Origin of the sequence: Duncaniella sp., assembly GCF_029054785.1 — a bacterium.
GTDB lineage: Bacteria > Bacteroidota > Bacteroidia > Bacteroidales > Muribaculaceae > Duncaniella.
Map to the genome: position 1 here is coordinate 1 of NZ_JAIDEN010000030.1, position 22,694 is coordinate 22,694.

Here is a 22,694-nt window from a genome sequence, read left to right on the forward strand (position 1 = left end):
CATAAAACCGGCGGATGCTCCGTGGAGCATCCTACAACTTGCTTGCAATCAAGCTGTTTGAATCGCTGAATAGTTACGCTCCATAAACTTATTTGTTAATAGATACTAACAAATGGAATATTCTTATTTAGCCTGTGTATAATTGATAAAAAACAACTCACGAATTATGGTAAATCAACGTATTATTCCTATATTTGCTTTGTCCTAAGGGACGTACATATTTAGGAAGCGTTTAGCTTATTCCTTGTCAATGAATCTGGACAATTCGACTGCACTGAGGAATAATGATTTTACCGCTCCCTATGGTCTGCATATATGCACTGGTGTGTCCATATACAGCCATAGGCGTGAGTTGTTTTCATTTTCAGTGCAGAGGTAGTCCAGAACCCATTGACAGAATTTGATAACAGTCTTGCGCCTCTTTATATTTATAAATCTGTTCTTTTGAGACTGGAGGACGCCAAAATGCAAAAGCATGAGATTCTTAAAAATGAATGCAATAGCAATGATGGCTATTGCGAGTTATGTAGGTTTCGTTTCATGTAGCGATGATGGTAAAGACGAACCTAACGGTGGTGAAAATGGAGAAGCTGTTGCAGTAAATCCTTCCAAAGTGTTTACAGCTGGAGTTCCTAAACAAATCGGAGCGATGTCCATTACAACAGACGCCAATGGACTGGTAACATCAATGATGAATGCCGAGGATGGAACGAAGATTGCATTAGTTTACCCAGGTATGAGCCGCGCTGAGTCCTATGATGTTGTAATGACAATTGAAGAAGATGGTGATAAAAATGTGTTCAATCTGCGTCTGAATGATCTGGGCTTTGCAAAATATTGCAAGCAGATAGAATCAGACGGCGATGTTGAAGAGTGGTGGTTTGAATACAATTCAGATGGCCGACTTACAAAGATGACACGTTCCGAAGGTGATAACGAAGTCCACGAGATCACCTATGAAAACGGCAATATAACCAAAGTAAAGGAAATCCATACCGATCACGACGGAGATGATGATTGGGTGATCAGTTACGGAACTCAATTAATTGAGAACAAAGGCTGTATAATGCTCTTTGATGAGACATTCGGTATTGATATGGATGAACTGAAATATGCCTATTTTGCAGGACTGCTCGGTAAAGCGACCAAAAATTTACCTATCGAACGCTCTGACAAAACAGACGGAGACAAAGGAACATATACCTGGACTCTGAATCCAGATGGAATGCCTATAAAGCTGGTAGCAGTTGAATCCGGTGATGACTGGGAAGATGAGCCGCAGACAATGAAATTCAAATGGTAAATGAAATATGAAAAAGTGGCATATCTTCCTTCTGGTTTGTGGTTTTGCAATCCATACATCTGCCCAAGTCCCGAAACTTGTACCTGAACATACTTTTGATGGATATTATTGTCCATATAATATGCCATCTTATAATCCCGAATCAAATGACGACCGTTATTTCTATCCGTCTTTACTAAATATAAACGGGGGTCACATTGATGCTGCTATTTACAATGAAGATTATAGCATAAGGGATCGAATTGATTGTACAATTGACATCCCCAATGGCTACAAAATAAGCACAGTGAGCCTATCCGGCAATATGATTTTGCCCAATGGCACCAAATTCTTTATTGTAAGTTTCACAAAGGAGACCTACCAAGTGGGATGTGCGGATTATGTAATATCCAAGGCATATAGCTATCCACAGGGAACTCCGTTATTCGATATTGCATCGGCACCTTTGAACCCTATGTTATATGTGATTAACGGGAAAGTTTCTTTAATAGCTATGGTCTCTGACCAGGACCCGTCTACTCATATCGGTAATTGGAAAACACAGATCTATTCATTGGGGGAAACTCCGTCAAGTACAACAATGGCGATTACGCAAGATAGATGCCAGCCTTATCCAATAAGGACCTATGACATGAATGGGAGACCAGTCAATATGGACACCAAAGGTATGCCTGTCATCATTCAATATTCTAATGGTTCCGTTATAAAAACGGTGAAATAAACTAAGAGGTTGTTTAAAAACAATAGTTAAAATCTGAGTGGTGTATCTTTTAGATAAATTGTTGTAAATGAGAAAGGAGCCATATCCACCTCAAAACTTTCACTCAGATTTTAACTATTGTTATTAAACAACCTCTAATACTCTGACCCCTTTATTACAACATAATAATAGGAGGAATGGCGACAAGAATCGAAAAGACCTTGTCGCCATTTTTTGTTTTTATATTCTATTTTTTAATTGCTTATTTCAGATTCCGTTCTTTTACGAATGTTTCGATATCAACCAATTCAATCGTATCGCCACGCGATTTCGCCGCGGCGATCATGTCGTTGGTCTTTTTCAGTTCGTTCAGCTGATAACGGTAGCTTTCAGGACTGACACCAATTCGGGCAGCCTCTTCCTCGGAGATCTCAAGGACATAGCGGTCACCGTCAAGTCTGACGTATTCAGACAATTTAACCGCAGCTTCACGCAATTCGGCAAGCTCCGGATCCTCGCTGACGCGCTTCTCGATCCAGTTGTCCAATGCGGCTTCCACACTGTCGCCGCTCACGGCATTGTCATCAACTTCAGAACGGTCATTCCTGCTGCTGTTGCATGATGCGAGGAATAAAGCTCCGACGATCAAGGAACAATAAAAATAATTGTGTTTCATACGTAATACAGATTCAGATGGTGAACTACTTGTCGCCATACTCTTCGAGGTAGGCTTCACAGGCCATTTTCAGTTCGTCGTACCACTCTTTGCCGAAATGGGCGGTCAGCGGGCCTTCGAGGAACTGATAGAGCCTCACGCCCAACTTACGGCCAAGCTGTTCGGCGGAGCGGCAGATCTTCCAGCGGTGATAGTTCACGGCGGTGAAGGTCGGGTACTTGGTGAGACGCACCGGATAGAGCGCGCATGACGACGGCTTGCGGAACTCTCCAGTCTTACCCTCGTTGAAAGCACACTCGATCGCACACTGGCAGACTCCGCCGGGAGCATAGCAGGTGTAGATACAGTTGCGGCCATCGACAATCTGGGTGACCAGGTCGCCGTCAGGATCGAGATAGCTTGTGCCCTCCTCGGCGATCCGTTCTTTGGCCGATGGCAGCAGTTTGTCCTCGAAGCGGGGAAGCAGACGGTCAATCTCGTCACGCTCCTCCTCGGTCAGCGGCGCGCCCGCATCGCCTTCGATGCAGCATTCGCCCTTACACTTCTCGATGTCGCAGCAGAAAAACACTTCCGCCAGATCGAGCGACACCAGAGTATCCTTTATCTGTAACATAATTTCTTCTGTTGTTTCTTCCATAATCAATATATTTCCGGCTCTCAGACACCGGATTTCACAACCTCCACACCTATCAGCCGGTCGAATCGCGAGCCGCGCGGACGGTGATAGACACGGACGGTATATTCATTCACAGTCTCATAGTAGTCCCCTTCAATGGTATTCTCCCCCTTCGTCGCACCGGATGGCAGGAAGAGATACTGATAGTTGTAGGACCCCTGTTTCAGGAGCATCGACTGCTCGTAGGCCCCGGAGGCTCTGTTGTAGACCATCCGCGAGGCCGGGTCGAAGCGCCGGTTGGTCAGATCGCCGTCAAGAAACACGTCGCCCCCGCTCAGTTCCGGCATCAGAAGCGAGAAGTGGGTCATGACATAGTCCGCTTCGGTGTCAGAAGCGTCTGACGACCATTCCCTTATGAAAAAGCGACCGTTCTGGGTGCTGTCATAGAGATATTTGCCCGCGGCCCGCGGCTCATCGGCATAAAGCTGCATGTTATAAACGGGAGCATCATAGCTTATCCCCGCCACACCCATACCAGGATAGGTTGTGGAGACCGTCTCGAAACGCCGGTATTCATTTCCGGCAGGGAAAATCAGAGGCCGGAGATGAGAATAGATGACACGGTTGCCCGCCACTCTCTGCGGCGTGGTCAGCACGACCTCATTGTCGACGCGTCCGTTCTGGCTGACGACGACAGTCAGATCGTTGTAGGGATCCGAAACGCCCCCGACATGGCTGAGATCAACCTCGACCTCAAGCTGCTGGTGAGACCGGTTCGTGTCTATGTCTGTCTTGGAAGTCACAGCGGCTCCCACTCCGGCAGTGAAGTCCGAGACCCCGAATCGGGCCTGGAGCAAAGTCGTCTCCGGGTCAGACTCATCGTAGATCCGAAGCAGATAATTGCCGGGCTGGGTGATGCGAATGTCCTGATTGGGGACACATATCGTATAGTGGACATAATGAACCAGCGTAGCCCGCGAAAAGTCATAGTCTTCGACAACGCCCTCGTTGAAGCCGTCGAGAAACTCCGAAGCGACAAGTCCCTCAGGACGCCAGCGGGCATCGCAGTGAACAAGCTCATAGCGCATGAAGCGCCTCTCTTCCGAGATCTCGTCAAAAGAAATGCAGACCCGGCTGTTCTCATCACGCAGGGCAAGCACCGGAGGGGCGAACTCATCGCCCGCAAGCGTCACCCTGAGCGTGCGGAAAGCCGGATGGAAGATCCCTTGCGACGTATCGGCCTGACGGTTTTGCGAGAAGACAGCGAAGGAGCATGAAACCAGACAGACGATGAATGACAGCAATCTACCTGCCATCAGCCTCCAATTGCTTGTGGAGCATCTCCACGGCATCAGTAATCAGCTCCAGACAAGGCTTGCGCCCCGGCTGTTTGAGATCGCGGCAGACACAGGATCCCTCAAGCCGCTCGAAAGCGCCCATGAAATCCTTGACTTTCCCGTAGATCCCCTTGCGGTCCATATCGGCATAAGTCATCCCGCAGACCATAGTAGCGCCTGACACCGTGCCGCACACCTCCTGACGGCCACCGAAACCGCTGCCGAAGCCTTCGGCAATGCGTCTGACGGTCTCGCCGTCAATTCCGGTGAGGTCATCAAAAACCATCGCCACACACTGGCAGCAGTTGCGGCCCTGTTTGCGCAACTGACGGGCCATCTCTTTACGTTGCTCGATATCGTAGTTCATAATCAAATAATATGCTGTCGTTTATGCTATTTTACACATTTATTGGTCGCTCCATCTGACAGGCTCTATGCCGTGTTCGGCAAGATAAGCATTGGCCCGCGAAAAAGGACGGCTGCCGAAAAAGCCTCTCGATGCGCTCAGAGGCGATGGATGGGGCGAAGAGATGACACAATGGCGCGAACGGTCGATGAACTCCCCTTTTCGCTGGGCATAGGCACCCCAGAGGATGAAGACCAGATGCTCGCGGCTTTCGGCGAGACGTCGGATGGCCGCATCGGTGAAAGTCTCCCACCCGCGGTTCTGGTGCGAGGCAGGCGCGCCGGCATCGACCGTCAGCGTAGAGTTCAGCAGCAGCACTCCCTGACGGGCCCAGAAACTCAGGTCGCCCGACTGAGGCGGCTGACATCCGAGATCGGCAGACAGCTCAGTGTAGATGTTGCGCAGCGAGCGCGGCAGATCGACACCCGGATTGACCGAAAAACTCAGACCGTTGGCCTGACCGGCACCCGGATAGGGATCCTGACCGAGAATCACCACCTTGACCTTCTCGAAAGGACAGGCATCAAAAGCGGCAAAAATACGACCTGCCGGCGGATAGACCATCCGTTCGGCATAACGAGCGCGCACAAACTGAGTCAGAGCGCTGAAATAATCCTTATCCCACTCGTCGGCAAGCGCCGTTTTCCAGGAAGACTCGATTTTTACGTCCATCTTGTGTGATCGGTATTTGGAAGCTGTCAAAACTATCGTCAATTCCGGAAGACCGGTCCGGAAATCCTGATCTCAGACCCGACAGGACAGCCCGATTTAACATTTTATATGAAGATTAATCCATATCCGGTCATATAACTTTGCAAAAATACGAAAAAATCACTAATTTTGCACTTCGTAAACCAAAGGTTCCCGTAGTTCAATGGATAGAATATCGGATTCCGGTTCCGACGATTAGGGTTCGACTCCCTACGGGAATACTACTGACAGCTGTCGGCTGCACGATCAGGGATTGTGCGGCCGACAGATTTTTTATTTTTACACTCCCTTTTGCATTTCACAAAAAAAAGACATACCTTTGCAGCGCGAAACCAATTCGCACCATAAAGGTTCGCTCGAATGGTGGAATGGTAGACACGAAGGACTTAAAATCCTTTGGTCATTGCGACCGTGCGGGTTCAAGTCCCGCTTCGAGCACCGCTGAGAAAATCCGTAAATCCTACAATCCTGGATTTACGGATTTTTCATATCCGGCAGTCTGAGAATATTGTTTATTTGCCAAAGATTGAGTACTTTTACACGCCAAAATAAAATGCCTTTACAAACCGCTTACCAATCAAATGTCACAGATGTCACAGAAAAAACGCTACTTCCTTGAAGAAGACGAGATACCACGCAACTGGTATAACATACAGGCCGACATGCCGGTCAAACCGATGCCGCCGCTCAATCCTCAGACCCGCGAGCCTATGAAGGCCGAAGATCTCTATCCGATCTTTGCCCGTGAATGCTGCGACCAGGAGCTGAACATGACCGACCGGTGGATTCCGATCCCCGAAGAGGTCAGGGAGATGTACAAATATTACCGCTCGACTCCGCTGGTGCGCGCCTACGGTCTTGAAAAAGCGCTCGGAACTTCGGCCCACATTTATTTCAAGAATGAGAGCGTGTCTCCGATGGGCTCCCACAAGCTCAACTCCGCCATTCCGCAGGCCTACTATTGCAAGAAAGAAGGGGTCAAGAATGTCACCACAGAGACCGGCGCAGGCCAGTGGGGTGCGTCGCTGTCCTATGCAGCCTCGCTTTTCGGACTCGAAGCCGCCGTCTATCAGGTGAAAATCTCATACGAGCAGAAGCCATACCGCCGCAGCATCATGCAGACATTCGGCGCACAGGTGACCCCCTCCCCTTCTATGTCGACCCGCGCCGGAAAAGACATCCTGACCGCCAACCCCAATTCTCAGGGTTCTCTCGGTACTGCGATTTCCGAAGCTGTGGAACTCGCCCGGACAACCCCGGACTGTAAATATGCCCTCGGTTCAGTACTGAGCCATGTCACCCTCCATCAGACCATCATCGGTCTTGAAGCCGAAAAGCAGATGGAGATGGCCGGAGAATATCCCGATGTGGTGATCGCCTGCTTCGGAGGCGGATCGAACTTCGGAGGCATCTCCTTCCCCTTCATGCGCCACAAGATCGCAGCCGAGCCGGGCAAAGCCAACACCCGCTTCGTGGCTGCCGAACCGGCATCGTGCCCCAAACTGACAAAAGGCAAGTTCTGCTACGACTTCGGCGACGAGGCCGGCTACACACCGCTGCTGCCGATGTTCTCCCTGGGCCACAAATTCCAGCCTGCCAACATCCATGCCGGAGGCCTCCGCTACCACGGTGCAGGCGTGATTGTCAGCCAGCTGCTCAAAGACGGCCTGATGGAAGCCGTGGACATCGAGCAGATCGAATCCTTTGAAGCCGGATGTCTCTTCGCCCGTGCCGAGGGAATCATCCCCGCACCCGAATCCTGCCACGCGATAGCCGCTACCATCCGTGAAGTCAAGAAACTGAAGCCAGGCGAAGAGAAAGTGATCCTCTTCAACCTTTCTGGTCACGGCCTTGTCGACATGGCCTCCTACGACAAATATCTCTCCGGCGACCTTATCAACTATACCGTAACCGAAGAAGAAATCGAAGCCAACCTTGCCAAACAAAAGTAAAACAAAATCTTTTATCACCGCAGCTCTGCTGCTCAGCGCAACGACAGTTTTTGCCGCCGACTATGCACCTTCATCCATCCTGGCTTCAGGCCAGTGGGTGAAGGTACATGTCGATTCCACCTCTGTCTACCGCATCGACTACCCTACGCTGCAAAGCTGGGGATTCTCAGAGCCGGAGAAAGTCCGGGTGTTCGGCTACGGCAGCGTGGAGCAGGCCCATACGCTCGACACAGCGCCTGACGATCTGCCTGCGGTCGCCGTCTGGCATTCCGGCGATGCGCTCTACTTCTACGGCGAAGGTGACAGCCGAATTAGCCCATCGACAACCTCGGCTCTCAGTGCCTACCGCAACTACTATTCGCGCGGCTCGAACTATTTCCTGACAGCCACGCTTCCGGGACTGACGATCACCGACACACTCGCCGAGTCACCGACCTCACCCACAAACACCCACATAGCCATTGACTGCCGCTATCCCGAAGAGCTGAACTACCACTCGGCCGGGGTGTTTTTCTTTTCCAAAGACATCTCCGGACGCCCCGAAGGGCTGTCATACACCTTCTCTGCACCGGATTTTGCCGACAACGGCTATCTGGCCTACCGCTATGCCTATCTTCACAGCGAAAGTTCCGCTCAGAACATCAATGTTGAATTTTCAGGAGCGGTGACCCCGGCCTCATTCACTCCGGCCACCCACAAGAACAACACCATTGACAACCGGCTCTACTCGCTTGCCACGCTGAAAAAAATCCCTGTCATATCGGCCTCGGAAACTCCGTTTACAGTGAAATTCACAATTCCGGCCGACATGCACTTCGACAGACTGGCCTTTTCGGAGATCTATTGGATGTACTCGCGGCGCAACAACTTCCGCGGACCGGTGATGACAATGCACTTTCTGCCGTCGGCAACATCATCGCTCAACGTCTGCATCGGCGGACTGACAGACCGGGTCGAGGTCTGGGATGTCAGCTCGCAGCGCTCTGTCAGCCGTCTGCCCCATCAGCAGTCCGCAAACGGCGAATCATTTGTCACTCTGCCCTCACACCAGACAGCCCTCAGACAGCTCTGCCTCTTCACTCCGGGCAACGACATACCCCAACCGACATTCGCAGGCAGTGTCACTTGCCGCGATCTCCACTCACTTCCGGCCACAGACTATCTGATTGTGACCACCGAAAGTCTGCTTCCGGAAGCCGAACGCCTTGCCGCCGCCCATCGCGAAAAGCAGGGTCTTGATGTGACCGTGGTCAGCCAGAACGACATTTTCAATGAATTCTCATCCGGCTCCTCCCATCCGAACGCACTGCGCAAATTTGTCAGAATGCTTTATCAGCGTCCCGAAAAACCGCTGCGCTACCTACTTCTCCTGGGAGCGGCTACCTACGATCCACGCCACAACCTCTCCGATGACGGAATCGAATATCTCGCAGGCTATGAAGTCGAACGCGCCGACCAGGCAGCCTCAAGCGCTACCGACTATGCGACAGACCTCTATTTCGGCTTCATGACCGAGCGCATCACCGACAACCTGAGTGCGACATATACTGAAATACCGATTTCAATCGGCCGGGCTCCGGTCCTGACAGAAGATGAAGCCCGGATATTCGTTGACAAAAGCATTGCCTACCTCAACGATCCGAGCATGGCAGGCAGACCGGACCTCGCTGTCCTGGCTGCTTGCGAAGGAGACAAGGACGCCCACCTGAAAGGTTCGGAAAAAGTCCGTACTGACATTCTGAAACTCAGACCGGGCACCACTTGCGCCCGCATCTACAACGCCCTCTATCCGTTTGACAAAAAGGTTGAGAAACAACCGACCTTCAGCCCACTGGCCTCCCAGCTTGCCCGCGGTCCCTTCCTTCTGAACTACACCGGCCATTCAGGCTCATTCGAGATCGGCTCCGTGCTCAGCGCCTCCAGCATCAAGAGACTTACATTCAGCTCAATGCCGATAACATTCTTTGCCAGTTGCGAGACCATGCCAATCAACGCCACCTACCGCGGCATCGGCACCGAACTCTTCCTGCATCCCAAAGGCCCCATAGCTGTCATCGGATCCGGACGCGATGTCTACCTCACCAACAACCATACACTCAACGAAGAGTTCACCCGCCAGTTGCTCAGACCCAACGGGCCAGAACGTATCGGCGACGTATGGCGCACGGCCATCAATGTGACAGGGAAATATGGCAGTGTGCAGCGAATCAACAACTTCTGCTACAATTTCATTGCCGATCCCGCCCTTCCGGTGCGCCGCCCCGACCGCATCGCCGTCATTGACCATGACAGCGATGATCCAAATGCCGCCCAGGCAGCCCCATCCCTTTCGGCGATACAGCTGAAAGGACGCATCACGCTTGCTGACGGCTCTACTGACAGCGGATTTGACGGCTCTCTGCTCCTGTCACTCTACGACGCTCCTCGCATAGCCAGACGCTACGTCCATTCAGCCGGAGACTCCGACACGATAATGGAACTTGACGAAAGCCTCCTTCTCGAAGTTCCGGTTGAAGTAAAAGGAGGCATCTGGTCGGCCTCGGTCACACCGCCCCTAAGCTCACAAAACGGCAGAAACCGCATCACGATGCACGCCTATTCGACATCCGGCAACATCGCCTTCGGCATGGACAGCTCGCTGACCGTACAGCCTCCACTGGCAACGCTCCCGACCGACACCACCGCTCCACAGATCGAATGTTACCTCAACTCGCCGGATATGCCTGACGGTGCCGAAACCGGCCCATCAGTCACGCTCCATGCAAATATCAGCGATGACGAAAGCGGGATTGCAAACGGCACAGCCAACATCGGCGACATGCCTACTGCTGTAATCGACTCCTCCAGCCGACTGGAAAATTTCGGATCCGCACTCCGTTTCGGTCCGGACGGCAAGGCCGAGATCATCTATCCGATCGAAAATCTCCAGGACGGACGCCACACCCTGATCATCAGCGCCCGCGACGTTGCCGGCAACACGGCCAGGAAAACACTGACATTCACCGTTGTCAGCAACCCGCTCACAACAACACTGAGCGCCGACAGCACCATTGTCCGCGAAAGTGTGGAATTCAGTCTGGCCAAGCAGCCGTCAGCAGATCTGACATGCCGTCTTCTGGTACGGGACCTGAACGGCTCGACGGTGTTCTCACAGGAAAACGCCTCTTTCCCCTTCTGCTTTGACTTCCGTGACGATAAAGGCACACCACTTCCCGACGGTCTCTACCGAGCATCGGTGATCATCTCCGACGGCATCCGCTACGGTTACAGCCCGGAGACAGAAGTCACCCTGATCAGGCCCAAATACTGACCGTAAAAACCCAATCACAAATATTTTTCATTTACAACATAAGAAACTGACAGCAATGACAAAAAAGGATCTCAAAATAGTCTTTCTCGGCACTCCTGATTTTGCGGTTGAAAGTCTGAGACGAATTGTGGACGGCGGCTACAATGTGGTCGGTGTCGTCACTATGCCCGACAAGCCCGCAGGACGCGGCCATAAGCTCTACCAGTCTCCGGTCAAGGAATTCGCTCTGGAACACGGCCTCCGGCTGATGCAGCCCGTCAAACTCAAGGATCCGGAATTTGTCAGCGAACTCCGCTCGCTCGAAGCCGATCTTTTCATTGTCATCGCTTTCCGCATGCTCCCTGAGATTGTCTGGACAATGCCACGCTTAGGCACATTCAATCTCCACGCCTCTCTGCTGCCACGATACCGCGGCGCGGCCCCGATCAACTGGGCGGTCATCAACGGCGACAGCGAAACCGGCGTGACCACCTTCTTCCTGAAACACGAGATCGACACCGGCGATATCATCGCCCAGGAGCGCATCCGGATCCTCCCGACCGACAACGTAGGCGATGTCCATGACAAGCTCATGGTTCTCGGTGCTGATCTCACCATCAAGACAATCGACGACATCATTGCCGGAACCCTCAACCCCATTTCGCAGGACGATCTGATCCGCGACACCGAAGCCACACAGGCCCCGAAGATCTTCAAGGAAACATGCCGCATCGACTGGACAGCCAAAGCCGAGACGATCCATAATCTCGTGCGCGGACTCTCGCCCTATCCCGCCGCCTGGAGCAACCTTTTCGACGGAGACAGCGAACTCGGCGCTGTAAAAATCTTTGAGACAAAGATCATCGACTCACCGGAGACAGCTCTGAATCCGGGCGAGATTCTTGTCTGCGGCACTTCACTGAGCGTCGGGACAGGCGACGGCAAAGCAATCGAGATACTCAGCCTCCAGGCTCCGGGCAAGCGCCGCATGTCGACCCCCGACTTCCTCCGCGGCTCGCGCCTCTCCACGCCGCATTTTAACTGAAAAAAGCTGTGGATTCCTTTCATGAATATAAGCTATGTGAATTTTCTCTAATCGCAGAGGATAAATAAGGCAGAATCTCAACTCTTTTTCGTACTTTCGCAGCCGAAAAACGAAAACACTCCCTGACAAAGCTCACAAGCCTGCCGGGAAAGAGATCCGATAGAGATTATTTTTAGCTTATACACAGCCAGTAGGACAACACCCACCACCACCATCGAATCCAAACAAACTCCTACCTGAAATACGATACGGCAGGAGTCACGAATCAAAAAATTTTTAACAACTACTTCCACATGCCTAAAATTTCAGAAACTCGCATCAGTATGCTCCACGGCATCTTGCTGATAGCCCTGTTTGCATGCGCGGCCTTCTATATCGGAGAAGCGCAGCTCCTCAAAGAGATCTCATTCAGTCCGATGATCATCGGCATCATACTCGGTATGCTCTACGCCAACTCACTGCGCAACAATCTGCCTGAGACATGGGTGCCCGGCATCCAGTTCTGCTCGAAAAAAGTTCTGCGCCTCGGCATCATCCTCTATGGTTTCCGCCTGACATTCCAGGACATCGTCAATGTCGGCGTCTCCGGAATTGTAATTGACGCGATAATCGTCACAGTCACAATCCTCGGCGGTATCTGGATCGGACGTATGCTCAAGATGGACCGTGAAACCGCACTCCTGACTTCGGTCGGCAGCGGTATCTGCGGCGCGGCTGCTGTTCTCGGCGCCGAGTCGACCATCCGCACACAGCCTTACAAGACAGCTGTTGCTGTGGCCACAGTGGTCATCTTCGGCACTATCTCAATGTTCTTCTACCCCGTGGCCTACCGTTCAGGCTGGCTTGATCTGACACCCCAGGAGATGGGTATCTACTCCGGCGCCACACTCCACGAGGTCGCTCACGCAGTCGGCGCAGGCAATGCAATGGGTACAGAGATTTCCAACGTGGCCATCATCGTCAAAATGATCCGCGTGATGCTTCTGGTTCCCGTGCTTCTTATCCTCGGATTCTGGGTGGCCCGCCGCAATTCCTCAGAGGGTGCCTCGACCGAAAAAGGCAAAGTCAACATTCCCTGGTTTGCCGTAGGATTCCTTGCAGTCATCGGTTTCAACTCCTTTGATCTTCTCCCTGCGGTATTCGTTGATGCCATCAACTACTTCGACACCTTCCTGCTGACAATGGCAATGGCGGCTCTCGGTGCCGAAACCAGCATCGACAAATTCAAGAAAGCCGGCGCCAAGCCCTTTATCCTCGCTTTCTGCCTCGACCTGTGGCTCATCGGCGGCGGATATATCCTTGCAAAGCATCTCGCTCCCCTCTGGCTCTAAAAAGCCTTACTGACATAAGAGACGCGCCCCGAAGTCCTTTTTCAAGTAACTTCGGGGCGCGTCTCTTATCTTTATCAGTCTTTGCCGATCAGTTCCAATGCCCTTGCATTGAATTCATCGGCGGGAAGATCGTATGGAATCCAGCTGATCGGAAATCCGCGTTTCTCCATGCCGCGGAACCATGTCATCTGGCGTTTGGCAAACTGGTGGATGGCGATTTCAAGTCCGCTGACCATCTCCTCGCGGCTCATCTGTCCGGTCAGATAGAGAGTCAGAAACTTATATTCCAGGCCATAGTAGATCAGATCCTCAGGAGCCACTCCGCTGTCAAGGAGGCCTCTGACCTCGTCGATCATTCCGGCTTCCAGCCTGGCTTGCAGGCGCTCTGAAATGCGACGGCGGCGCGCCTCACGGTCGATCCCGACTCCGATCACAACCGCATCGGTCAGCGGATGAGGTTCGGCCTTGACTGCCGCATCGGGATGGTCGTGGTAATAAGTCTGTATCTCAATGGCGCGTATTGCCCGCTTGGCAGTGTCGACATCCGTGACATTGTGGAGGTCCTTCATAGATGCCAGTATCCCGGTCAGCTCTTCAAGCGATCTGCCTTCAAGCGACTTCCTCAGTTCAGGATTTTCAGGCACTTCAGGAAGCTGCAAACCCTTGAGCACACTCTCGACATAGAGCCCTGTCCCGCCGCAGAGGATTGTCCGCTTTCCGCGGCTCTCGATGTCAGCCCTGACAGCTGCGAAATCACGCAGGAACTCAAAGAGATTATATTTGTAGCCCGCAGGACAGATGTCAATCAGATGGACCGGCACTTCACCGTACTCCTCGATATCCTTTCCGGTTCCAAGGTCCATACCGCGGTAGATCTGGCGGGAATCGGCACTGACAATCTCGGCACCGACCACACGGGCCAAGTCCACTGCCCGGCGGGTTTTCCCTGAGGCCGTCGGACCAGTGATCACAATCAGAGGCTTGTACATATCCATCGTCGGAGATCAGGCATTGTACCCCTCAGATTGCTTCTGCCTGCGCTGAAACAGCTTGCGGAAACGATAGAAGGGCTTGTCTTCATTCAGACGGGCCACTTCAAGCCAACGGGAATTGTTGAAATCCACATCCCACTCGCAGATTCCGTTAAGGCGGAAATTCGGGCGGTAGTTCTTTATCTTGTAGAGGCGGCGGCCTTCACAGTCATAGGTCTTCCAGGCCATCGTAATGGTGTACAGACGATGGATTTCAGTGGCAAGCATCGGCGCCAGCTCCCGATTGTAGAGCAGACGCTGCAACTGTGACAGAGAGTACCACTTGCCCTCATAGCGTGAAGACCTGATCACATCATGGTTCTCCAGGCAGCAGATGAAGTGATAGATATTGTTGTTGCCTGAGACATCTGAACTCTTGTACATGAAACGCATGTCATAGTCACTCTCGCTGATGCCGCTGATGCTGCCGAACACCTCTCTGGCCCGCTCCTTTGAGACTGCATCGGCAAACGAGACTCTCAGTGAGGCCGGAGTGTCAAATCGGTTATTGTCAGGGACGTCATAGAAACCTTCATTGCGGGTCAGAAACACGTTGTCGCCGCAGATGATGATATAACGCATCGTCGAACCCGGCTCGCTTCCACGCGGATTCATCTCCATGTGGTTGTAATAATAGCCCCACAGCGAGAAATAGCGCAGACCGAGATAGACGATCGACAAGGCATAGAAGATCACCGGTACCCAGTTATAGATAAAGGCATCAGTCCCGTTGATGTTGACATTGACATAGAACAAGGCATAGTAGCTCCACGAGAGCACCGACAGCGCCACTGACAGAATCAGCAGCAGCCTCACCTGGAAATTGCTCTCCTGACGGAAGATCTTGCCCAGGAAACCGCGTTCCGAAGAGTTGCCGTAGCGGATGATGCACATGCGGCACACTTCCGAAGAGTCTCCTTTCAGAATGGCGACACCGCAAAGCACTGAGGCCACAGGTCCGAGAATAAGAATCGTCAGGTAGGGTATGTGGAGGTTTATGACATCTTCAGTATAGAAAATAGACACAAAGCCTCTTGCATACGCAATGGCGATCACAAGCATTATTATAGCCGAGTAGCCCAAAGCCCTCAGGCAGATTGACTGCACGAGATCACAGGACATTGCCTCATATTTCTTACCGCTGATGCGATAGATCAGCAAAAGCACCATGAGCCCTAATGTTACTAAAGGCAACCATGTTTTGGGAATAAACAAGCCTATGAATTCAGGCATTGCAAGCATACCGACCGCGATAGCCCAGTTGAGCCACAGCGAGAAGATTGCGCTTTCATTGCTTATATGCTGCTGTTCTGACATTTTATTGCTAAAGTAATTTTCTGTTAGGATACAACGTGTAAATCAACAATCCTGAGAACGCTAAAGTTTAAGTGACTCAGCGCATATTTCGGTCAAAATAGTCGATCAGACGGGAGTAGACCGAGAGTCGGGCACCGCAGCCGTTGATCGAATGGTTCATATTGGGATAGATGAACAGATCGCACCACTTTCCTGCGGCCTGCAATGCCGAGGTGAACTGAACGGTATTTTTGAAATGGACATTGTCATCGGCTGTGCCGTGCATGATCAGGACGGGAACGTCGAGATTTCCGGCTGCATTGATCGGCGCGGATGCCTGATATCCCTCTTCATTTTCCTTGGGAGTCAGCATGTAGCGTTCGGCATAGATGGTGTCATAGAAGCGCCAGTCGGTCACTGGAGCCACGGCGACAGCTGCCGCAAAGGGCGACGATCCGGTGGTCACACTCATCAGTGTCTCGTATCCGCCATAGCTCCATCCGCAGATTCCTATGCGGTTTCCGTCGACGTAGGGCTGGCGGGCGGCCCAGCGGCCTACACCCTGCATGTCGATTGTCTCGTAGTGGCCCAGACGCTTGTAGACGATGGTTTCCCACTGGCGACCGCGTCCGCCGGTGCCGCGTCCGTCGGCACAGATCACGATATAGCCCTTCATGGCGGCATATTGCATCCAGTCCATGTTCCATGTGTCGAGCACCTGCTGTGAGCCGGGGCCGCTGTACTGGTGGAGAATCACCGGATAGCGCCTGGAGGGGCTGAAGTCCGACGGCTTGATCATGTAGGCATTCATTTCAACGCCCTCGTCCGTGCGGATTGTGATAAATTCCTTCCGGGGAGCGGAGGCATAGCGGGCGGCATATTCGGCATTGTCCTCAAGCACTCGCTGCTGCTTGCCGTCGATCGTGTAGAGCGTATATGCCGGTGCCTGGGCAGAATTGCTGTAATTGAGAGTGTAGACTGTCTTTCCTGGGTTGAACCATGCCGATGCGCTGCCTTTTTCCGGGCTTATGTGCTTCATGACTCCTTTGGCATCAATACGGGAAACAACCCGGTTGATCGGACCGGTTGCTGTTGACTGCACGTAGTGGTTGCCCTTGGCATCGGTTCCGTAATAGGCTGTGACCTCGAATTCTCCATTTGTTATGGTGCGGGTCAGCGCTCCGGCATAGGTGTACTGATAGGCATGTATGTAGCCGGAACGTGCCGACAGAACCACAAAGTTATCTGCATTAAACGTCATGTTTTCATAAGTGCATGGCTCGATCCAGGCCTGTTCTTCCTCAACGAGGATTGATTTGGCTACATTCGAGCGGGGATTCATGCTGAAAAGCTCCATGCGTGTCTGGGCGCGGTTGAGAGTGGCGACGATCAGACGGTCAGGAGAGCCGCCATAGGCGATACGCGGGATATATTCGAAGTTCGTTGCCGGTATGTCGAGATTTTTTGTCTTGCGGTTGTCAACGTCATAGGAATGGACACTGACTTTTGAATTCGGCTCGCCGGCCACGGGATATTTATAGGTGAAGCTGCCGGGATACAGTTCATACTGCTTCATCGGGTCGCATGAACCCTCATAGAGCGGGAATGTAAAGGCCGGGACATCGGTTTCGTTGTACTTGATGTAGCACAATGTCATGTTGTCTGGCGCCCAGGCCATCGACACGGATGTGGAAAATTCCTCCTCATAGACCCAGTCGGGGACTCCGTTTATTATCTGGCCGGGCTTGCCGTCGGTCGTCACATCCACTTCTGAGTTGAAATCTATTTTGTGGAGGTGGATGTTATTGTCATTGCCGACAAATGCCACCATTCTGCCGTCAGGCGAAAACAGCGGGGCCTGCTGGCGCTCGAATTTTTCAGACAGCGGATGAAGCTGACGGGTGCGGATGTCATAGACATAAAATTTCGACATAGAGGAGCGGCGGTAGATCATCTTGCGCTCGCGGCCTACGATCAGTTTCGATCCGTCGGGGCTGAGGATGAAATTTTCAATCTCCGGGATGGTGGTCTCACGTGTATGGGTGACATCCATGACGGTCTCGACCTCTTTGCCTGTACGGGTGTCAAACTTCACGATGCGCTTGCGGTCAGAGGATAGTTCAAGATAGCTCTGCCCGTCAGGCATATAAGCCGGTGCCGATACGCGGGCCGGAGAATTGGCCGGATAGACATACGGTGCCAGGGCTGCGTCATCCGAGATTCTTGCGCCGGCCTGAAAAACGGCGGTTGCGGCTATGAGACAAGATAATATCTTTTTCATCACTGGTTTGGGTTGTGTTTGATTGCAATGGTATTTAAGAGGCTGTCAAAAACGGCAATGCCATTCCGTCATCAGAAAAGCGAGAGCTGGGCTTCGTTGTCATTGGCCGGCTTGCGGGGCGGTTCATGATAGCCGAAATCGGGGTCTTCATGCTTGCCGCCGGAAAACCAGTCGGTATTGTCAAGTGCGCTGTCAATTTTCACTTTCCGCGGACGGCCTCTACGGCGCGCAGCGGCCTTTTCAGGTGCTTTTGGCGTCTCGCCGAAACCGATCTCGATCCCTTGGTTGGCTGGAGCGGAGGCTGTGTCTGAGGACGCGGCGGCTTTGGAGGCTTCGAGCGAGGCCTGCAAGGTCTTGATTTCCTTGCGCAGACGCATTTCGCTGTTGGCCTGATTGTAGAGATTGGTCTCGATGGTGCGCCGCAGAGATGCGTTCGACTCCTGCAATTCCGCTATTTTAGCGTCTTTGCGGGCTTTAAGATCTTCAAACGCGTCAAGTTCTTTCTGTATCTGCTCTACGGCCTGGAGCTGTTCCTGCTGCAAGGTCTCCAGTTCGCGTCGCGAGGCGGCAGCCTGGTTGCGCAGGTCGTTGATCATATTGTCGCTCATCGAGGTCTTCACTTCAAGCTGTTCACGCAGAGTGGTCTGACGTGCCACCTCGCCGCGCAGAGTCTCGCATTCCGAGGTGAGTTCGGCTATCCGGAGGTCGCACTCCTCGATGCGCTTGTCGCGCTCGGCAATCTGCTGCTCCTGATCCGCCACTTTCTCCCGGATCTCGGTATCGGCGGATGTTTCAGTCTCAGGAGTTTTGGCTTCAGCCGTTTCAGCCTCGGCTGTTTCAGCTTCCTGAAGTTTCTGAAGTTCTTCAGCCTTTGCGCTTGCGGCGGCTTCAAGCTCCTCGATGCGGGCTTTTGCCTGGTTGAGTTCTTCTTCAAGGGCGTTGGGCTTGCGGCGGCTGTAAAAACGCTCCTTCTCCTCGGCCTGTTTGGCCAGCTGTGACTCCAGATCGTTGATGCGGTCGAGCAATGCGCGTTTCTGCCTGTCGACACTCAGCTGGAGCCTGTGGTTTTCCTTGCGGAGAACTGCCATCGCATTGTCGTCGCCCTCAAGTTCCGAGATCCTGGCTTCAAGACGCGATCTCTCTTCCTGCCACCGGTCTGCCGATGAACGTGCGGCCTGCTCGGCCTGCTCGCGCAGACGGCTGTCAATCGAATCTATCAGATATTTCCTCTGGGCTTCCGTGTCAAGACACTTTTTCACAAAATCAGGCTGAGCGTCATTGAAGATCGCAATGACCGCGTCAAACAGATCAACCGGAAGAGACTCGGTCACAGATACTTTTTCTGCGGCTTCCGCAGGCGCAGGCGTTGACTTGGCATCGGCAGGAGCCGCCGTGCTTTCGCGCGATGGCTGGCTTGCGTGATGCTCTCCGGCGGCATACGTGGGGACGGTGGGATCATAGTCCTCTTCTTCCTCCTCACTGTCGGGCGAAAAGCCGAATGCCCGGCGTAGAAGTGTCATCATTGACATATTTGCATTGTAGTTTAACCGGTCTGAAGGTATTGATCTTAAGTCCGTGGTATTGATATTGAAAGAACAGTCGATGGCGGCCCGGATTCTGTCAGCGGGCACCACTCCAATTGCAAAGTTAACTGAAAATTTCCAAAATGCCACTACAATTGCAACGGAAATGCTCCCGGCCCTCAAAAAAATCACTAATTTTGCATGATTCCCGAAGAGTGTTCCTGCCATCCGGAAATTGTACTCTTCACAGATACAGCCTGAGCTGTCTGCATTTCAATACACCAACTTCTGTTGCCCCATGAAAACATATCTGTCATCACTGCTTATCACGTTTCTACTGCCGTTGACGGCGCTTGCCGGAACCTCCACGGACTCTGCCGGATCTCCCCGCTGGGGCGATCTTGGCGACGGAACCTTTGCCAACCCGGTACTTAACTCCGACTATTCCGATCCGGACATCATCCGCGTCGGCGACCGTTTCTACATGACCTGCTCCGAGTTCCACTTCATGGGTATGCCAGTGCTCGAATCGGCCGACATGGTCAACTGGCGCGTAATCGGACGTGTCTTCGACCGCATTGATCTCCCCGGCTATTCCGACATGACAAAATATGCCGAGGGCACATGGGCGCCTGCCCTGCGCTACCACGACGGCAAATTCTACATCTTCGTCTGCACCCCCTATGAAGGTCTTTTCATGACCACCGCGACAGATCCCGCCGGACCTTGGGAGCCGCTCCATCTGGTCAAGGGGATCGAGAAGTGGGAAGATCCATGCCCGTTCTGGGACGACAACGGCGATGCTTATCTTGTCCGCAGCCGCCACAGGGCCGGTCCTATCATCATCCACCGCATGAGTCCCGACGGCAGATCGCTGCTCGACGAGGGGACGACCGTCTACAAAGGTCCCGTGGCCGAGGGTCCGAAAATGTTCAAAAAAGACGGTTATTATTATATCAGTATTCCCGAAGGCGGGGTCAGCACCGGATGGCAGACAATCCTGCGCTCAAAAGAGGTCTATGGTCCTTATGAGGCGCGCAGGGTGCTCGAAAAAGGATCGACCGACATCAACGGGCCTCATCAGGGTGCGCTGGTCGACACTCCCGACGGCAAACAATGGTGGTTCTACCATTTTCAGAATGCCGGAACCCGCGGACGGGTGGTCCACCTCCAGCCGGTCGAATGGCGCGACGGTTTCCCTGAAATCGGCACTGACTATGACGGCAACGGCGTGGGTGAGCCGATGAAGATCTGCCCCAAGCCCTCTGTCGCTGCTGTCTGCAATCCGTCTGCCCCGCAGACCTCGGATGATTTCTCGACAGCAGGACCCGCACTGCAATGGCAGTTCAACCACAACCCCGATACTGCATTCTACTCTATTGACACCCGCCGGAAATGCCTGAAAATCATGCCACAGCCCGCTGATATTCTCCGCAATGCCAAAAACCAGCTGACGCAACGGCTGACAGGCTATCGCTCGGAAGCCACGGTAACCCTCGATTTCAGCGCCATGAAACCGGGCGAACGGGCTGGAATCGAATGTATCGGCAAGCAGTTTCACGGTGCAGGCATCATGGTTGGCGGTACCGCGGACAATCCGCTTGTGATGCTCTACGCCGAAAGTGACAGCTCGGTTGTCTTCCGCCAGCCACTCCATGAGGTGGCCGGAGTGTCCATGCCGCGACAGATCCGTCTGCGCCTGATGGCCGACACCGAGTCCGACATCTTCCGCTTCTTCTATTCCCTTGACGGCACAGACTTCCGTCCCCTCGGCGAGACCTTTTCCATCCAGGCCGGCTTCTGGAAAGGTATCCGCCCCGGACTTTTCGCCTACTCAGCATCCTCTTCAGCCGGACAGCAAGCCACTGAACCGGGCGTCGCCTGCTTCAGCGACTTCGTCTATCTCCATGACGGTCCCGGAGGGAAACTATGACGTCACCAATTTTATGCCAACATAAAACCCCGCCCGGCCGATCTGCCTCTTTCAGGCAAACCGTCCGGGCGGGGGGTGTATATCTGCCGCTGAGCCGCCTATGACGGCATCTCAGACAAGCATTTCGGCTACATTAGAACCTTCGGATATCGCAAGCCATGAATAGCGGCTCATCCCGAAGGTCAGACTCGCGGCGATTCCGCAACGCTGACCGATCTCTTTGATCGCCTTCGCAAACTCATCGCGGATATAGGAAAAGGAATATTGCCGTCCGCCGCGTTGCAGCACCGGGAAAAGCATCGGCCCTTCACAATCGGCATAGCGCTTGATGATCGCACACGCTTTTTCACCAAGCCTTACGCCAATTCGCTTCCCTTTCTGACGGCGCTGATAGGACAAAACGCCGCCCCGGAAATCGTCTTTCCGCAGATTTGCAAGATCAATCAGCTCGACTCCATGTGCATAGAAACAGAACATGAACATGTCTCTGACAAATGGCAGCTGGCCGACGGACGGCAGACCGACATCGGCAATCTTCCGGATTGACGCAGCGTCCAACGACCTCTGACGCACATTCTTCTGACTGTGGTCAACGCTTATGTTGACATTCGCTCCCCAGTCGAAATCCAGCTCCGTCAGCCCCGCAATCCTGGCATGATTCATCACCGATCGCAGTCCCCTCATATAGAACGACACAGTCGACGGCGCGACACGCTCTTGCAGATAGCGGCTGTAATCCATGATCAGCTCACTGCCGACCTCACCCAGCGGAATGTCGGCTCCTCCGAGAAAACCGTCAAGACTCAGCCTGACACTCCGGAAAGAACTTGCGCCCCCCTTGCCATTAAGTCTGAATCCGGCAATAAGGGAATCAATATAAGTCAGCAAGCCACCGTCATACACCGCCGGAGAAGAAACCGCCTCGAAATCGCTGCTGTAATCCCGTCCGACCGACGCGATGTCGCGCCTTATGCGGAAACGCTCACCGGAAGCACAGACGCGGTCCAGATAAGGATTCTCACCGCTGAACAACGGACGGCAACCGTCGGCCACATCATCCAGAGTCACCCGGTCTTTACACTCGGCAAGATGCTCGATCACACAGTAAATGCTCTTCAGATCGCAGACAATCTGCTGTCTGGCCGACTTCAGCACACCGGCATCGGCAGCCCTGATGGCTCCGGTGATATTACGCTGCACCCGGCCCCACTAAAACAAAACTCCGAGCCAACGACACAAAAGGAAATCTCCTATCGCTACTACA

At 53.0% G+C, this 22,694-nt stretch carries 17 protein-coding genes and 2 tRNA genes; 9 read left to right on the top strand and 10 right to left on the bottom strand.

Features of this window, described 5'->3' with window-relative positions:
• Nucleotides 1–490 precede the first annotated feature (490 nt).
• A complete protein-coding gene (locus tag K2H17_RS01980; protein ID WP_300130783.1) occupies nt 491–1,303 on the top strand; it encodes a DUF4595 domain-containing protein in 813 nt (270 codons plus the stop codon).
• Nucleotides 1,304–1,310: 7 nt separating this feature from the next.
• Complete coding sequence (locus K2H17_RS01985; protein ID WP_300130786.1) at nt 1,311–2,024, top strand: hypothetical protein; 714 nt, start codon at nt 1,311–1,313, stop codon at nt 2,022–2,024.
• Nucleotides 2,025–2,265: 241 nt separating this feature from the next.
• Here K2H17_RS01985 and K2H17_RS01990 read toward each other — a convergent pair whose 3' ends face one another.
• From K2H17_RS01990 to ung, 5 genes are read right to left on the bottom strand one after another with little or no spacing between them, the layout of a single operon-like run.
• Nucleotides 2,266–2,679 (bottom strand): hypothetical protein, encoded by a 414-nt coding sequence (locus tag K2H17_RS01990; RefSeq protein ID WP_300130789.1) that lies wholly within the window; start codon nt 2,677–2,679, stop codon nt 2,266–2,268.
• Between the two features lie 25 nt (nt 2,680–2,704).
• Complete coding sequence (locus tag K2H17_RS01995) at nt 2,705–3,292, bottom strand: DUF3109 family protein (RefSeq protein ID WP_300130791.1); 588 nt, start codon at nt 3,290–3,292, stop codon at nt 2,705–2,707.
• A gap of 44 nt (nt 3,293–3,336) precedes the next feature.
• Nucleotides 3,337–4,611, bottom strand: coding sequence for a DUF5103 domain-containing protein (locus K2H17_RS02000; RefSeq protein ID WP_300130794.1), 1,275 nt, complete (start codon nt 4,609–4,611; stop codon nt 3,337–3,339).
• A complete protein-coding gene (locus K2H17_RS02005) occupies nt 4,601–4,999 on the bottom strand; it encodes a C-GCAxxG-C-C family protein (protein WP_300130796.1) in 399 nt (132 codons plus the stop codon). The genes K2H17_RS02000 and K2H17_RS02005 overlap by 11 nt, the downstream gene beginning before the upstream one ends.
• A gap of 39 nt (nt 5,000–5,038) precedes the next feature.
• Nucleotides 5,039–5,710 (bottom strand): uracil-DNA glycosylase, encoded by a 672-nt coding sequence (gene ung, locus K2H17_RS02010; protein WP_300130798.1) that lies wholly within the window; start codon nt 5,708–5,710, stop codon nt 5,039–5,041.
• Between the two features lie 188 nt (nt 5,711–5,898).
• Here ung and K2H17_RS02015 point away from each other — a divergent pair.
• From K2H17_RS02015 to K2H17_RS02040, 6 genes are all read left to right on the top strand, one after another.
• A tRNA-Arg gene (locus K2H17_RS02015) sits at nt 5,899–5,970 on the top strand.
• A 133-nt stretch (nt 5,971–6,103) separates the two neighbouring features.
• Nucleotides 6,104–6,187: transfer RNA gene (locus K2H17_RS02020), tRNA-Leu, on the top strand.
• Between the two features lie 152 nt (nt 6,188–6,339).
• A complete protein-coding gene (locus K2H17_RS02025; protein ID WP_300130801.1) occupies nt 6,340–7,701 on the top strand; it encodes a TrpB-like pyridoxal phosphate-dependent enzyme in 1,362 nt (453 codons plus the stop codon).
• Nucleotides 7,685–11,011: a type IX secretion system sortase PorU gene (porU, locus tag K2H17_RS02030; protein WP_300130803.1), complete on the top strand. Its 3,327-nt coding sequence runs from the start codon at nt 7,685–7,687 to the stop codon at nt 11,009–11,011. The genes K2H17_RS02025 and porU overlap by 17 nt, the downstream gene beginning before the upstream one ends.
• A 55-nt stretch (nt 11,012–11,066) precedes the next feature.
• Nucleotides 11,067–12,035 (top strand): methionyl-tRNA formyltransferase, encoded by a 969-nt coding sequence (fmt, locus tag K2H17_RS02035; protein ID WP_300130805.1) that lies wholly within the window; start codon nt 11,067–11,069, stop codon nt 12,033–12,035.
• A gap of 323 nt (nt 12,036–12,358) precedes the next feature.
• A complete protein-coding gene (locus tag K2H17_RS02040) occupies nt 12,359–13,366 on the top strand; it encodes a YeiH family protein (RefSeq protein ID WP_300130823.1) in 1,008 nt (335 codons plus the stop codon).
• A gap of 74 nt (nt 13,367–13,440) precedes the next feature.
• Here K2H17_RS02040 and miaA read toward each other — a convergent pair whose 3' ends face one another.
• The 4 genes from miaA to K2H17_RS02060 all read right to left on the bottom strand — a co-directional run bounded on the left by miaA (nt 13,441) and on the right by K2H17_RS02060 (nt 19,497).
• The gene (gene miaA, locus K2H17_RS02045; RefSeq protein WP_300130808.1) at nt 13,441–14,361 is read right to left on the bottom strand and encodes a tRNA (adenosine(37)-N6)-dimethylallyltransferase MiaA; all 921 of its coding nucleotides are present in this window, start codon (nt 14,359–14,361) and stop codon (nt 13,441–13,443) included.
• Between the two features lie 9 nt (nt 14,362–14,370).
• On the bottom strand, nt 14,371–15,714 hold the full coding sequence (locus K2H17_RS02050; protein ID WP_300130811.1) for a hypothetical protein: 1,344 nt from the start codon (nt 15,712–15,714) through the stop codon (nt 14,371–14,373).
• A 76-nt stretch (nt 15,715–15,790) separates the two neighbouring features.
• Nucleotides 15,791–17,974 (bottom strand): DPP IV N-terminal domain-containing protein, encoded by a 2,184-nt coding sequence (locus K2H17_RS02055; protein WP_300130813.1) that lies wholly within the window; start codon nt 17,972–17,974, stop codon nt 15,791–15,793.
• A 71-nt stretch (nt 17,975–18,045) separates the two neighbouring features.
• Entirely contained in the window at nt 18,046–19,497 is a 1,452-nt protein-coding gene (locus K2H17_RS02060; protein ID WP_300130815.1) for a hypothetical protein, read from the bottom strand.
• Between the two features lie 298 nt (nt 19,498–19,795).
• Between K2H17_RS02060 and K2H17_RS02065 the strand changes: the two genes are divergently transcribed.
• Nucleotides 19,796–21,430, top strand: a complete 1,635-nt coding sequence (locus K2H17_RS02065) for a glycoside hydrolase 43 family protein (protein ID WP_300130818.1) — start codon at nt 19,796–19,798, stop codon at nt 21,428–21,430.
• A gap of 111 nt (nt 21,431–21,541) precedes the next feature.
• Here the strand turns inward: K2H17_RS02065 and K2H17_RS02070 are convergent, their stop codons facing one another.
• A complete protein-coding gene (locus K2H17_RS02070; protein ID WP_300130820.1) occupies nt 21,542–22,630 on the bottom strand; it encodes a site-specific integrase in 1,089 nt (362 codons plus the stop codon).
• Nucleotides 22,631–22,694 lie beyond the last annotated feature (64 nt).

Excerpts from the sequence above, each read along its gene's own strand:
- K2H17_RS01980 (WP_300130783.1), top strand. The coding sequence starts at position 491 with ATGAATGCAATAGCAATGATGGCTATTGCGAGTTATGTAGGTTTCGTT.
- K2H17_RS01985 (WP_300130786.1), top strand. The coding sequence starts at position 1,311 with ATGAAAAAGTGGCATATCTTCCTTCTGGTTTGTGGTTTTGCAATCCAT.
- K2H17_RS01990 (WP_300130789.1), bottom strand. The coding sequence starts at position 2,679 with ATGAAACACAATTATTTTTATTGTTCCTTGATCGTCGGAGCTTTATTC.
- K2H17_RS01995 (WP_300130791.1), bottom strand. The coding sequence starts at position 3,292 with ATGTTACAGATAAAGGATACTCTGGTGTCGCTCGATCTGGCGGAAGTG.
- K2H17_RS02000 (WP_300130794.1), bottom strand. The coding sequence starts at position 4,611 with ATGGCAGGTAGATTGCTGTCATTCATCGTCTGTCTGGTTTCATGCTCC.
- K2H17_RS02005 (WP_300130796.1), bottom strand. The coding sequence starts at position 4,999 with ATGAACTACGATATCGAGCAACGTAAAGAGATGGCCCGTCAGTTGCGC.
- ung (WP_300130798.1), bottom strand. The coding sequence starts at position 5,710 with ATGGACGTAAAAATCGAGTCTTCCTGGAAAACGGCGCTTGCCGACGAG.
- K2H17_RS02025 (WP_300130801.1), top strand. The coding sequence starts at position 6,340 with ATGTCACAGAAAAAACGCTACTTCCTTGAAGAAGACGAGATACCACGC.
- fmt (WP_300130805.1), top strand. The coding sequence starts at position 11,067 with ATGACAAAAAAGGATCTCAAAATAGTCTTTCTCGGCACTCCTGATTTT.
- K2H17_RS02040 (WP_300130823.1), top strand. The coding sequence starts at position 12,359 with ATGCTCCACGGCATCTTGCTGATAGCCCTGTTTGCATGCGCGGCCTTC.
- miaA (WP_300130808.1), bottom strand. The coding sequence starts at position 14,361 with ATGGATATGTACAAGCCTCTGATTGTGATCACTGGTCCGACGGCCTCA.
- K2H17_RS02050 (WP_300130811.1), bottom strand. The coding sequence starts at position 15,714 with ATGTCAGAACAGCAGCATATAAGCAATGAAAGCGCAATCTTCTCGCTG.
- K2H17_RS02055 (WP_300130813.1), bottom strand. The coding sequence starts at position 17,974 with ATGAAAAAGATATTATCTTGTCTCATAGCCGCAACCGCCGTTTTTCAG.
- K2H17_RS02060 (WP_300130815.1), bottom strand. The coding sequence starts at position 19,497 with ATGATGACACTTCTACGCCGGGCATTCGGCTTTTCGCCCGACAGTGAG.
- K2H17_RS02065 (WP_300130818.1), top strand. The coding sequence starts at position 19,796 with ATGAAAACATATCTGTCATCACTGCTTATCACGTTTCTACTGCCGTTG.